This window comes from Vibrio sp. SALL6 (assembly GCF_002002385.1).
Taxonomy (GTDB): Bacteria; Pseudomonadota; Gammaproteobacteria; order Enterobacterales; family Vibrionaceae; genus Vibrio; species Vibrio parahaemolyticus.
The window spans coordinates 1-13,164 of sequence record NZ_MQVK01000002.1; the positions used below are offsets into that span (position 1 = coordinate 1).

Consider the following 13,164-nt stretch of genomic DNA (forward strand, 5'->3'; position numbering starts at 1 on the left):
GTCTTAGATCACACCCAAAAACGGTCAATGAAAAGGTTTGCATTTAACTTATATTACTGTTTTATAAAGATTTTATTATTTATATTATTAATTTTAAGGCGTAAATAAAATACAGAGCAATGTTATTTTTAGTAACAAAATTACATTTGTGAAATTTGAATGTTATTGAATCAACATTTTTCGTAAACATTAAAATGAAGAGTACATCTGACGTATTTGTAAACAAAAAAAGGAGCTTTCGCTCCTTTTTAATACCGGATGTCATTTTTTATCGCAAAAAAAGATTTCGGAAGTTCTCGGTGGTTTTATGCGCAACTTCAGACAGTGCACATGACTTAAGTTGCGCAATATACGCGGCAACCTCGACAACATAAGCCGGTTGGTTCTCTTTTCCTCGATGAGGAATTGGAGCCAAGTATGGTGAGTCGGTCTCAATCAACAGTCGCTCTAATGGCAACGCTTTCACCACTTCTTTCAACTCGGTTGCTTGACGAAAAGTTACGATACCTGAAATCGAGATATAAAAACCCAAATCCATAGCAGCTTCGGCAAAGGGAAGATCTTCAGTAAAACAATGAATGACACCACCACATTTCTCCGCGCCACCATTACGTAAAATGTCCAATGTATCTTCACGCGCATTGCGGGTGTGAATAATAAGCGGCTTGTTCAGTTCAACCGCCAACTCAACCTGCTGTTCAAAACGCTCTTTTTGAAGCGCCGCTGTTTCTGGTTTGTAATGGTAGTCCAATCCAGTTTCGCCAATAGCAACAACTCTTTCGTGGCTAGCATGGCGACGCAAAGTCTCCATGGAAAACGCACTCTCAACATCCAATGGGTGAACACCACAAGAAGCGTACACATTCTCGTAAGGTTCGATCATCTCCAACATATTAGGAAATGAGTCTAACGTAACACCTACAGATAGCAGCTCTTTTACGTTAGCTTGCTTTGCTTTGTTAATAACGTCTTCAATATTGATATGAAGATCATCGTAATTCAATTTGTCTAAATGACAGTGCGAATCTACGAACATAATGCCTCTCGTGATTCAATTAACCAGTTCATTGATAGTAGCTCAAGGTTCAAACCCGGAAAGGTTTGCATTTGCGCTTTGAGCTCCATGAGTTTCTTTGTTGATGCATACAACCCATCGTAATGATGGGGCTGAAATTTCGCGGCACCAGGCAGTATGCCTTCGTCTACAACACCAAACTGCGACTTCTGAGCATCCGTCAATAACAACCATGCCCAATCCAGCGCTTGGTCTGGATTTTTTGCCATTAACGATGCACATTTGGATACATCAGACGTCGGAGATAACAGTGTTTCAACCAAACAACGTTCGAAAGCCGAATACTCCTCTAGCTCACCATTTTTCAACGATTCAAGCGTTTTTAATGGAGAACCCATATTCAGTTTCAACGCGAAAGCCGGTACTTGAGACAAGCCTTGCTCCCCAATCCACTGCATAGCTTGATCGGTTGAAGGCGGCGTCACAACCCAATGCTGGCATCGGCTACGAATCGTCGGTAGCAATCTTTCTTGATTATGAGTAACCAGCAAAAACAAACATTTTTCGCCCGGTTCTTCCAGCGTTTTTAATAGCGCATTAGAAGCGGATTCATTCATCGCATCGGCTGGCTCAATCACAAACAAACGGTAACCATTCAGCTGAGAAGATTCATGAGCTAGACGATTGCAAGCGCGAATTTGGTCAACCGTAATCGCCTTGCCTTCTTTCTCTGGCCTAATCCAGTGCAAATCTGGATGGCTTTGAGATTTCGTCAGTTGACAGCTATGGCAAAAACCGCAAGCTTCACTGCTGTAGTTTTGACAAAGAAGTGCATGACTAAAAAACTCAACAAGCTTTTCTACTGCCAAGCCTTTATTACTTTGCAGCAATAAAGCTCCAGGAATTCGATCTGAATCCAACCCAGATTTGAGGTTCTCCCATGCTGGCTTTAGCCAAGGAAAATCATTAAACATGCGTAACCTATATTCGCTTTTTACTTACTGGCGAGACAACCATTCGTTCAAGGCGTCTTGAATATCACGAGACACTTCTTCAATCGATTGTTCTGCATTGATCACAACAATTGACGGATCAGCATTGGCGATTTCCAAGTAACGCTCACGAGTGCGCTCGAAGAAGCTGATATCCATCTTTTCAATACGGTCTAGCTCGCCACGACCACGAGCGCGCTCAAGACCGATACGAGGATCGATATCCATATAAAGTGTAAATGCGGGCTTAAAGTCACCCAACGTGGTGTCACGAAGGTTTTTCATGAGTGACGCATCAATTTGACGGCCACCACCTTGGTAAGCTTGTGATGACAAGTCATGGCGATCGCCAACAACCCATTGTCCGTTTGCAAGCGCTGGCTTAATCACATTCTCAACCAGTTGAACACGCGCGGCGTACAACAGAAGCAACTCTGTCATGTCTTTCAACTCTTCGCCTTCATGCTCTTCCTTGACTAAAGCGCGCATTTTCTCGGCAAGAGGTGTCCCACCAGGTTCACGCGTGTTAACGATGTTTTCGATTCCCGCTTGTTTGAGCGTGTCCAAAACCGTTTTGATCGCAGTGCTTTTCCCCGCGCCTTCAAGGCCCTCTACGACAATAAAGTTTGCTTTCATCATTTGTTCTTTCTTAGTTCTCTTAAATAGGCTCGAACAGCACGATTGTGCTCAGCAAGTGATTTCGAGAAAACGTGTCCGCCCGTCCCACTTGCTACAAAATATAAGTAATCACTGCTTTCTGGGTTTAGTGCAGCTTCAATAGAGGCTTCTCCGGCCATTGCAATAGGTGTCGGCGGCAAACCATTAATAACGTAGGTATTGTATGGTGTTGGGGTGCGTAGGTCTTTCTTACGGATGTTACCATCGTAAGCATCCCCCATTCCGTAGATAACGGTCGGATCCGTTTGAAGTCGCATATGTTTATTCAAACGGTTAACAAACACAGAAGCAACACGTTCGCGTTCTGAATCAATCGCCGTTTCTTTTTCGATAATAGAGGCAAGGATCAGCGCTTCATACTTGTCTTTGAGAGGCAGCTTCTCCTGACGAGCGTCCCAGTTCGCATCCAGTATTTTATTTAATTTGGAATGTGCACGCTTTAGCAACTGACTTTCGCTCGCACCAGCGGTGTAGTGGTACGTTTCAGCCAAAAACAAGCCTTCAAGCTTATCACGTTCAATACCAAGCTTCTGTGCCATCTCTTTTTCTGACAACCCTGAAAGATCGTGTTGAACATACGGTGCGCTTTGAAGTTGCTCTAACCACTCAGAAAAACGACTACCTTCAACAAACGTGATGGCAAATTGATGTTCTTTGCCTGTATTGAGTAGCTCTAACGCCTCGTAAAGCGATACATTTGGCTCGAGTTGGTAAGTGCCGGCTCGCAATTGAAGAAGCTCTGGGTAAAGATGGGGCATTAAGCGAGTGTAATCAGACGCTTTTATGATGTTCTCTTTCACCAAATCGCGCATTACACGATGAAAGCTTGTGCCGTTTTCGACAGTGAACAGTTGAGGTTGCTCAATTAAAATTGGCGAGTTAACGTATTGCTTTGTTTGTGAAACAACGTAAAAAAACCCTGCTGCGCTTATCACAGCGATCAGCACAACAAAAGCCAACAGTTTTTTAATCACGTATTTAAATTCCCTTGCAGTCGTTGAGTCAGTTTTCCTATCGGAAAGACAGTTTTGTGGTTATTAGAGGCTGTAATGCTCGTGACAGGAGCAACACCTAGTAGTGAGTTGCACATCCATACTTCATCCGAAGAAAGCAGTTCCACCAGAGAAAAGTCCCCTACTTCAACTTCGGTATTATTGGCCTCAAAAAATTCAAGCACCTTACGACGCATCACGCCTGCAACGCCAGACAAATTTAAGCTAGGCGTATAAACCTTGTTATCTTTAACCCAAAAAAGGTTTGCCATTGTAGTTTCAATGACATGATTTTGCACATTTAACGTCACTGCATCGGCAAAGTTAGAGTGCTCAATTTCAGCCTTCGCAAGCACTTGTTCTAAGCGATTGTTGTGTTTATGCCCTGCCAACAAAGGCTGAATTCCGAGACGGGCTTCGCATACCCCCAGATTCACCCCATTTTGTTGCCAGTCGACATAATGGACAGGAAATGCAAAGTTCGAGATGGTCACCATTGGGCACTCAATGCCCTTAGTGCCATACCCTCTTCCACCGATTCCGCGGCTAATGTGAATTTTGATTCCAGCGTGTTCATCTTTCAGGGTAGCCAAGTGAGCCCACTCGGAAACTATACTCCAGTCAGGTAAAGGAATATGAAGTGTTTTGAGACATGCTTCCAAACGTTCAACATGCGCTTGCCAGTACTCTAGCTCGCCGTTTTTAGTCTGGATAGTAGTAAAGCAACCGTCTCCATATTGAAAAGAGCGGTCACCTAATGAAACCTGTGTTTGTGGAACTCCATTTACCCAAAACATTAGAACACCCTTAGGTTGCAGACGACAAATAAAAGAAAACGGCTCAATGCTAAGCATCGAGCCGTTAGAATACAAGTTTCGCGGTCTTAAAACCTTATTAGAGATTTTACTCAGCGAACTTTTTGAAGATCAAAGAACCGTTTGTACCACCAAAGCCAAACGAGTTACAGATTGCGTATTCCATACCTTCAACTTTGCGCGCAGTGTGCGGCACAAGGTCAATGTCTAGACCTTCTTCTGGATCATCAAGGTTAATCGTTGGTGGAACGATTTGGTCAACCAAAGACATAATCGTGATGATAGCTTCAACTGAACCAGCAGCACCCAATAGGTGACCAGTCATTGACTTAGTTGAAGAAACAAGAACTTGTTTTGCGCCTTCTTCACCAAGAGCACGTTTCACACCCTTGATTTCAGCAACGTCGCCAGCAGGAGTAGATGTACCGTGAGCATTCACGTAACCTACTTGAGTACCCGTGATGTTCGCATCACGCATTGCTGCTTCCATTGCTAACGCACCACCTGAACCATCTTCACTTGGTGAAGTCATGTGGTAAGCATCACCAGACATACCAAAGCCAACTAGCTCTGCGTAAATCTTAGCGCCACGTGCTTTCGCATGTTCGTATTCTTCAAGAACCATCACGCCAGCACCATCACCTAGAACGAAGCCGTCACGGCCTTTATCCCATGGGCGAGATGCCTTTTGAGGTTCGTCATTGCGAGTAGAAAGTGCTTTAGCAGCACCGAAGCCAGCCATACCAAGAGGCGTAGAAGCTTTCTCTGCACCACCAGCAACCATCGCGTCTGCATCACCGTATGCAATCATACGAGCAGCGTGGCCAATGTTATGTAGACCTGTAGTACATGCAGTAGAGATCGCGATGTTTGGACCACGAAGACCACGCATGATAGACAGGTTACCCGCAACCATGTTTACGATGGTCGAAGGAACAAAAAATGGGCTAACTTTGCGAGGACCTTTCTCAACCAGTGCTGAGTGACCAGTTTCAATGAGGTCTAGGCCGCCAATACCTGAGCCGATTGCAACACCAACTCGAGGCGCGTTTTCTTCGGTAATTTGTAAGCCAGAGTCATCTAGCGCTTGGATACCCGCTGCAATGCCGTACTGGATGAATAGATCCATTTTACGAGCATCTTTTTTAGACATGTACTCTGTGCAATCGAAATCTTTAACAAGACCTGCAAAACGAGTTGAGAAGTTCGTAGTATCGAAGTGTTCGATATTTACGATACCGCTTTTACCTTCAAGCAGGGCTTTCCAAGATGATTCTACTGTGTTGCCTACCGGTGACAACATACCCATGCCAGTGACAACTACACGACGCTTGGACACGATATAATTCTCCGGGAATTGAATATTTCTATGAGAGGATAGAAGAAGTTAGAAAGAACACAGGCGGTCTAGGAGACCGCCTGGGAGAGATAATTACTGAGCGCTGTTTACGTAGTCGATTGCAGCTTGAACAGTAGTGATCTTCTCAGCTTCTTCATCAGGAATCTCAGTGTCGAATTCCTCTTCTAGAGCCATAACTAGTTCTACAGTGTCTAGAGAATCAGCACCTAGATCATCAACGAAAGAAGCTTCGTTTTTAACTTCTGCTTCGTCTACACCTAGCTGTTCAACAATGATTTTCTTTACGCGTTCTTCGATGTTGCTCATTTTTCTTTTCCTTTACAGATTTCGCCTAATGCGATGATTCCGTAGTTTATTCGAACTATTGAAAGTTGCAAGGGGGTCCTTGCTGGTCAAACCACAAAATTAGCGAATTTAACCGAATTTCAATACATTTTTGACTTAAATCATGCACAAATCTTGCGCATAAGCATGACAAGTTCATGACAGTTAATTGCAACTATAGGCTATTTTTCACAATGTAAAATAGCTAAATTTGCACGAACTGTGCATTAAACCATGTACATGCCACCATTTACATGCAAAGTTTCACCAGTAATGTAAGCGGCTTCAGGTGAAGCTAGGAAAACTACTGCTGATGCAATTTCACGAGGATCACCCAAGCGACCAGCTGGCACGTTCGCCAACGTTGCTGCACGTTGGTCGTCATTTAGCGCCTTAGTCATGTCAGTTTCGATGAAACCAGGTGCAACTGTGTTCACTGTTACGCCACGAGAAGCCACTTCACGAGCCATTGATTTGGTAAAACCAATCACGCCCGCTTTTGCTGCTGCGTAGTTAGTTTGACCCGCATTACCCATAGTGCCTACAACAGAACCTACGTTGATGATACGACCCGCGCGTTTTTTCATCATTCCACGCAGAACCGCTTTAGACATGCGGTAAATAGGCGTTAGGTTTGTGTTGATGATGTCGTTCCACTCATCGTCTTTCATGCGCATTAGTAGGTTATCGCGAGTGATACCTGCGTTATTCACTAGAATATCGATCGCACCAAACTCATCGTTAATGGTTTTTAGTGTTGCTTCAATAGACTCAACGTCAGTGACGTTAAGCGCTAAACCTTTACCATTTTCGCCTAGGTATTCGCTGATCGCAGCCGCGCCGCCTTCAGACGTTGCGGTACCAATAACGGTGGCACCGCGTTCAACAAGAAGCTCAGCAATCGCACGACCAATGCCACGGCTTGCGCCAGTCACTAGAGCGATTTTACCTTCTAGATTCATCATGTTGTGTTTTCCTTTTCTTATCGTGAAAGAATTATTTAGCGGCTTCTAACGACGCCACATCGTTAACTGCTGCTGCACTTAGTGTTTTCACGATACGTTTTGTTAGACCTGTCAGAACTTTGCCCGGGCCAAGTTCAAGAAGGTTTTCTACACCTTGTTCACTCATTAGCTGTACGCTTTCAGTCCAACGAACTGGGCTGTATAGCTGACGAACAAGCGCGTCTTTGATTTTTGCAGGGTCAGTTTCAGCTGCCACATCAACGTTATTGATAACTGGAAGTTGTGGTGTGTTGAATTCGATAGACTCTAGCGCTACTGCTAGTTTATCAGCTGCTGGTTTCATTAACGCGCAGTGTGAAGGCACTGACACAGGAAGAGGAAGAGCACGTTTCGCGCCAGCTTCTTTACACAGTGCGCCAGCGCGCTCTACTGCATCTTTACTACCTGCGATAACAACTTGACCAGGAGAATTGAAGTTTACTGGAGAAACGACATCGCCTTGCGCTGCTTCTTCACACGCCTTTGCAATCGCATCATCATCTAGACCGATGATTGCATACATTGCGCCAGTACCCGCAGGAACCGCTTCTTGCATTAGCTTGCCACGTAGTTCAACCAATTTGATTGCTTCTTTAAAGTCAATCACGCCAGCGCACACAAGCGCTGAGTATTCACCGAGACTGTGACCCGCTAGGTTTGCTGGTTGTTCTAGACCAAGCTCTTGCCATACGCGCCAAATAGCGACAGAAGAAGCAAGCAATGCAGGCTGAGTACGGAAAGTTTGGTTTAGATCTTCAGCAGGGCCATTTTGAACAAGCGCCCATAGATCGTAACCTAGTGCGTCAGATGCTTCTGCAAATGTTTGTTTTACTACGTCATATTGTTCGCCTAGATCAGCAAGCATACCTACAGCTTGAGAACCTTGACCTGGAAATACGATAGCAAACTTGCTCATGTTGTTTTCCTTTAAGCAATGTAAAAAGAAATAAGATGCACGTGAGTGCACCTTAAATTTTGAATTCTCGCGAAACTTAGAATTTCACCAGAGCAGAGCCCCATGTGAAACCGCCACCGAAAGCTTCAAGTAGCAACGTTTGTCCACGCTTAATACGGCCATCACGAACCGCTTCATCAAGCGCCGTCGGAACTGTCGCTGCCGACGTGTTACCGTGTCGGTCTAATGTGACAACAACTTGGTCTAGTGACATTGACAGTTTTTTCGCCGTCGCTGAAATAATACGGTAGTTCGCTTGGTGCGGCACTAGCCAGTCTAGCTCAGACTTGTGCATATCGTTTGCTTCAAGCGTATCTTTAACGAGTTTAGACAGTTGAGTTACCGCAACTTTGAATACTTCGTTACCAGCCATATGAAGCCATTTATCAACATCTTTACCACGCTCTGGTACAGGTAGACTTAATAAATCACCAAATTGGCCATCCGCGTAGATATGCGTAGAGATAATGCCAGGCTCTTGGCTTGCACCAACAACAACTGCACCCGCACCGTCACCAAACAAAATTATCGTTGAACGGTCAGTTGGCTCACACGTTTTAGACAGTGCATCTGCACCAATCACCAATACGTTTTTACACATACCTGATTTGATATGTTGATCCGCAACAGACAATGCGTAAACAAAACCAGAACAAGCAGCGGCTAAGTCGAAAGCCGGACAACCTTTAATGCCAAGCTTTGCCTGCACCTGACACGCAGATGAAGGGAAAGTATGGCTACTGCTCGTGGTAGCAACGATAATTAGGTCGATATCATTTTTATCAATGCCGGCCATATCGATAGCGTTTTCAGCTGCGTAGAATGCCATGTCCGCAACAGTTTCGTCTTCTGCTGCAATTCGACGCTCTTTAATACCAGTACGAGCTACGATCCACTCATCACTTGTATCTACCATTTTCTCTAGGTCTGCGTTAGTACGCACTTGAGATGGCAGGTAGCTGCCAGTACCTAAAATTTTGCTATACATGAAGACTAATAATGCCTCTCGAGTAAAACCGCTTCCAAACGATCGCTAATACGGCTTGGTACTTGTCGTTTGACCTCGTGTACTGCCTCGCCAAGTGCATTGACAATCGCAGATACATCCGCACTTCCATGGCTTTTTATGACAATGCCGCGCAATCCTAGCAAACTTGCGCCGTTATACTGGTCGGGGTTCAGTGTTTTTAGTTCATTAAATAGCCGAGAAAACAACTTTCTAGCAATCCAACCCTTTATCGTCGATGCCATCATGCTGGTTTTTAGTTTTTCGATAAAAAGTTGTGCTGTTCCCTCGCTGGCTTTTAAGCATACGTTGCCAACAAATCCATCACAAACGATGACATCGGCTACGTCATGCAAAATTTGATTACCTTCAATATAACCAACAAAATTGATAGCGTCGGTTTGAGAAAGCATTTCTGCACAGCGTTTAACTAAATCGTTCCCTTTAATTTCTTCTGCACCAATATTAAGTACAGCAACGCGAGGAGGACGACATAGGTGTTCTTCTGCTAATGCACTGCCCATCACGGCAAACTGAAACAGACTGTCTGCGTCACAAGACACATTCGCACCAAGATCTAACATCCAAGTACGTTTGCCACTGATGGTGGGTAAAGCTGAAACTAAAGCAGGCCGCTCTATACCGGGAAGCAACTTGAGGATAAATCGCGACAGCGCCATTAATGCGCCGGTGTTGCCGCCACTTACACAAGCATCCGCTTCTTGGTCAGAAACCAGATCAATTGCCATACGCATAGAACTGTTTTGACTATTGCGTAATGCTAAAGACGGTTTTTCTGAGTTCGAGATAACTTTCTCGCTATGAAGAATAGTCAAGCGGGAACTGGTAGAGGTACCGAGTTGAGATAATTGAGATGTGATCAGGCTTTGATCACCTATAAGAATCACTTTTAGCTCTGGGAAATGAGACAGTGCCTGCACGGCGGCAGGCACTGTTACGCGTGGACCGAAATCCCCGCCCATTGCATCAAGTGCAACGGTAATACTTTGCAAAGGTTCAACCTTACTTGTTGATAACCTTTTGACCACGGTAGTAACCTTCAGCAGTTACGTTGTGGCGTAGGTGAGTTTCACCAGAAGTCGCGTCTACAGATAGTGCAGCTGTAGTTAGCGCATCGTGTGAACGACGCATACCGCGCTTAGAACGAGTTTTACGGTTTTTCTGTACGGCCATTGACCCTACTCCTATACTATTGGGTTAAAAACCTAAAGAAGAAGCGGCTACCACACCAGTTACTTTTTCAGATTTTTCAAAACGTCGAATGGATTCGGTTTCTTTTCCTCAATTTCTTCAGGAAGCTCACCAAAAACCATGTTATTTGAATCAACGCTACAATCCGCTTCATCGTGCATCGCAATTTGAGGTAATGCTAAGATGAACTCGTCTTCAACCAGTTGTATAAGGTCTAATTCACCGTACTCATTTAGATCTACCAAATCATAAATTTCTGGTGCTTCCTCTTCCGTCTTCTCACCGTAGTAAGGAGTGTAAAGGAATTCAACTTCACACGCGTGTGTGAATACCTCATTACAACGCTGACACTCTAATTCGACTTCGATGTTAGCTTTACCAGAGATAACAACAAGTCGCTGTTCATCTATCTCAAATGACAATGAGACTTCTGCGTCGCGTTTTACGCCTTCAGTTGCTTCCGCTAAGCGCTTGAAAAGACTAGCTTGGATGATGCCATCGTAATCTAATCGTTTCTGTGCGGACTTTGCTGGATCAACCGTTCGCGGTATTTTTACCTTTTGCATAGGGCGCGAATATTATCTTCCAAATCAAAATTAGTCAAAGAAAAAGGCAAAAAAGTTGTACTTTTTTACGCTTAACATACAGAGCATTAGCCATAATCAATTTTGATCGATTATCCTATTGGAAATGCTTGCGTGAATTGTAATTCAAAATGAAAAATTACCAACTGGTTTTAGCCTCAACCTCCCCTTTTCGTCAACAACTGCTTGAAAAGCTTTCAGTCCCGTTCATTTGTTTATCTCCTGACTGCGATGAAACGCCGTATGAGAGTGAAACTCCTCTGGATCTAGTGCAGCGCTTAGCCGTAAACAAAGCAACCTCTTGCTCTATTAATAAACCAAGTTTGGTCATCGGCAGCGATCAAGTTTGCGTAATTGATGGAAAAATCGTTGGCAAACCTCTAAATCGTGAAAATGCTATCGATCAATTACTTGCTCAAAGTGGTAAAGCCATCACTTTCTATACCGGACTGGCGGTTTATAACTCGGTGACGAATCTGACTGAAGTTGGCTACGACACTTTTGAAGTGCATTTTAGGAACTTAAACCGTGAACAAATTGAACGTTACGTCGACAGAGAAGAACCGTTTTACTGTGCTGGCAGCTTCAAAAGCGAAGGGATGGGAATTTGTTTGTTCGAAAAGTTAGTCGGCAAAGATCCAAACACTCTCGTTGGCCTGCCTTTGATTGATTTGATTGATATGCTGCAAAAGCAAGGTTTCGAGATCTTGTAAGTTTAATCAACGCCTCTACTCATCATTTCATCATTTGAAACCTAATATATAAGTGGAATGCAAAAAGGGAGCTAAAGCTCCCTTTGTTTATAGTAAATGCGTTCAGTTTGCCTTTCTTAATCCAACAAGCACTTTCTCTAGTTTGGATTCCATCGGAGCATTAATTTCCATCCATTCATCATTAGACGGATGTTGAAACTTAATGTTCGCGGCATGCAAAAACAAACGGTCCAATCCAAGTTGACCAGTGTAGGCATCAAAACGTCTATCTCCGTAACGATCATCCCATGCGATAGGATGTCCGGTGTACTGAGTATGCACACGAATTTGGTGAGTACGCCCCGTAATTGGGCTGGCTTGAATCAACGTCGCTTGCTCAAATTTCTCAAGAATTTTGAAACGCGTTTCTGATGGCTTACCGTTTGGGTTCACTCGTACAATACTGTTCACTTCATTTTTAAGCAGGGGGGCGTTCACAACTTTACAGCTGCTTTTCCATTGCCCCATCACTAAGGCGAAGTAAAACTTCTTCACCGTTTTTTCACGGAACTGCGCTTGCAAATGGCGAAGCGCCGAGCGCTTTTTAGCAACCAGTAAAATACCCGAGGTATCTCTGTCAATACGGTGAACCAATTCGAGGAAGCGTGCCTGTGGACGCAATGCCCTTAATGCTTCAATTGCACCAAACTTCAAGCCACTACCACCATGCACTGCTGTACCAGACGGTTTGTTCAGAATCAGCATATGATCATCTTCATAAATGATCATATGTTCTAGTTCAGCAACCTTATTAAGTTTCGTGCTTGGTGCGACATCCTCTTCCTTTTTCTCAACCGTTACAGGTGGAATTCGGACTAGGTCGCCAGCTTTTAGTTTATATTCGGCTTTGATGCGCTTTTTGTTCACGCGCACTTCACCCTTACGCACGATTCGATAAATCATGCTCTTTGGAATGTCTTTTAATTGGTTACGCAAGAAGTTATCAATGCGTTGACCCGCCATGTCTTCGTCGATATCAACGAACTGGACTTGTGTTCTTATCTCGCTCATGCGCGCTATTGTAAACGTAAATCCGCGTGACTTCACATTATTCTTGCTGCAAAAGAAACACTTGTTGCGAGAATCTGCTCCGAAATACGCCAACCTTTTGTTTAGATTATTAAAACCCTTTCCCTTGTTCGGGTTTTGTTTTCTGTCTTTGGAAGTTTACGTGATTCAATCGCTTATTTAACAGCCAGTTATAAATTGGAAAGTTTGAGTTTAGCGGCAAATTTTCCATCGTTTGCGCTAAAGCAGATTGCTGATATCCACGCGCACTGCTATAGTTCACAGCTGCTAAGGAAGGTTTGGTTATATTTTATTCACTACCAATCATTTGTCCTCAAGCAATGTGAGTAGAAGGTTGAAGCTCAGGTGCTGCATTGGCGTAAGACACATTGAATTCAACACTCTTGCCACCCTACTCCTCGCATATTCACGTTGAGTACCTACCGCCCAAATAGCGGGTTACAAGT

The 13,164-nt window shown here is 44.1% G+C and carries 15 protein-coding genes; 1 reads left to right on the top strand and 14 read right to left on the bottom strand.

All coding sequences use genetic code 11. The features are described 5' to 3' along the window. Positions 1 to 268: 268 nt before the first annotated feature. From BIW15_RS00855 to yceD, 13 genes are all read right to left on the bottom strand, one after another. Positions 269 to 1,036, bottom strand: a complete 768-nt coding sequence (locus BIW15_RS00855) for a TatD family hydrolase (protein ID WP_005483719.1) — start codon at positions 1,034 to 1,036, stop codon at positions 269 to 271. Next, on the bottom strand, positions 1,027 to 1,989 hold the full coding sequence (locus tag BIW15_RS00860) for a DNA polymerase III subunit delta' (protein ID WP_077280418.1): 963 nt from the start codon (positions 1,987 to 1,989) through the stop codon (positions 1,027 to 1,029). The genes BIW15_RS00855 and BIW15_RS00860 overlap by 10 nt, the downstream gene beginning before the upstream one ends. A gap of 24 nt (positions 1,990 to 2,013) precedes the next feature. Continuing rightward, positions 2,014 to 2,646, bottom strand: a complete 633-nt coding sequence (tmk, locus tag BIW15_RS00865) for a dTMP kinase (protein ID WP_005490472.1) — start codon at positions 2,644 to 2,646, stop codon at positions 2,014 to 2,016. Further along, the gene (gene mltG, locus BIW15_RS00870; protein WP_077280419.1) at positions 2,643 to 3,659 is read right to left on the bottom strand and encodes an endolytic transglycosylase MltG; all 1,017 of its coding nucleotides are present in this window, start codon (positions 3,657 to 3,659) and stop codon (positions 2,643 to 2,645) included. Before mltG ends, tmk begins: the two co-directional genes overlap by 4 nt. Beyond that, positions 3,656 to 4,474 (bottom strand): aminodeoxychorismate lyase, encoded by an 819-nt coding sequence (pabC, locus tag BIW15_RS00875; RefSeq protein WP_077280420.1) that lies wholly within the window; start codon positions 4,472 to 4,474, stop codon positions 3,656 to 3,658. The genes mltG and pabC overlap by 4 nt, the downstream gene beginning before the upstream one ends. A gap of 106 nt (positions 4,475 to 4,580) precedes the next feature. Beyond that, on the bottom strand, positions 4,581 to 5,831 hold the full coding sequence (gene fabF, locus BIW15_RS00880; RefSeq protein WP_005482767.1) for a beta-ketoacyl-ACP synthase II: 1,251 nt from the start codon (positions 5,829 to 5,831) through the stop codon (positions 4,581 to 4,583). Between the two features lie 93 nt (positions 5,832 to 5,924). Continuing rightward, the gene (gene acpP / locus BIW15_RS00885; RefSeq protein WP_004406112.1) at positions 5,925 to 6,158 is read right to left on the bottom strand and encodes an acyl carrier protein; all 234 of its coding nucleotides are present in this window, start codon (positions 6,156 to 6,158) and stop codon (positions 5,925 to 5,927) included. A gap of 245 nt (positions 6,159 to 6,403) precedes the next feature. Then, positions 6,404 to 7,138, bottom strand: a complete 735-nt coding sequence (gene fabG / locus BIW15_RS00890; protein WP_005494558.1) for a 3-oxoacyl-ACP reductase FabG — start codon at positions 7,136 to 7,138, stop codon at positions 6,404 to 6,406. A gap of 34 nt (positions 7,139 to 7,172) precedes the next feature. Next, positions 7,173 to 8,096, bottom strand: a complete 924-nt coding sequence (gene fabD, locus BIW15_RS00895) for an ACP S-malonyltransferase (protein WP_015297035.1) — start codon at positions 8,094 to 8,096, stop codon at positions 7,173 to 7,175. A gap of 76 nt (positions 8,097 to 8,172) precedes the next feature. Further along, a complete protein-coding gene (locus BIW15_RS00900) occupies positions 8,173 to 9,123 on the bottom strand; it encodes a beta-ketoacyl-ACP synthase III (RefSeq protein ID WP_077280421.1) in 951 nt (316 codons plus the stop codon). 5 nt (positions 9,124 to 9,128) lie between these two features. Beyond that, positions 9,129 to 10,154, bottom strand: a complete 1,026-nt coding sequence (gene plsX / locus BIW15_RS00905; protein WP_005490633.1) for a phosphate acyltransferase PlsX — start codon at positions 10,152 to 10,154, stop codon at positions 9,129 to 9,131. Between the two features lie 10 nt (positions 10,155 to 10,164). Next, complete coding sequence (gene rpmF, locus BIW15_RS00910) at positions 10,165 to 10,335, bottom strand: 50S ribosomal protein L32 (protein ID WP_005396978.1); 171 nt, start codon at positions 10,333 to 10,335, stop codon at positions 10,165 to 10,167. 59 nt (positions 10,336 to 10,394) lie between these two features. Next, on the bottom strand, positions 10,395 to 10,919 hold the full coding sequence (gene yceD, locus BIW15_RS00915) for a 23S rRNA accumulation protein YceD (protein WP_005461584.1): 525 nt from the start codon (positions 10,917 to 10,919) through the stop codon (positions 10,395 to 10,397). A 149-nt stretch (positions 10,920 to 11,068) separates the two neighbouring features. On the opposite strand from yceD, the gene BIW15_RS00920 reads away from it, so the two are divergent. Then, positions 11,069 to 11,650 carry a nucleoside triphosphate pyrophosphatase gene (locus tag BIW15_RS00920; protein ID WP_023623831.1) on the top strand — a complete coding sequence of 194 codons (582 nt, stop codon included), beginning with the start codon at positions 11,069 to 11,071 and terminating at the stop codon, positions 11,648 to 11,650. 102 nt (positions 11,651 to 11,752) lie between these two features. Here the strand turns inward: BIW15_RS00920 and rluC are convergent, their stop codons facing one another. Next, entirely contained in the window at positions 11,753 to 12,700 is a 948-nt protein-coding gene (gene rluC / locus BIW15_RS00925; RefSeq protein ID WP_005461586.1) for a 23S rRNA pseudouridine(955/2504/2580) synthase RluC, read from the bottom strand. Positions 12,701 to 13,164 lie beyond the last annotated feature (464 nt).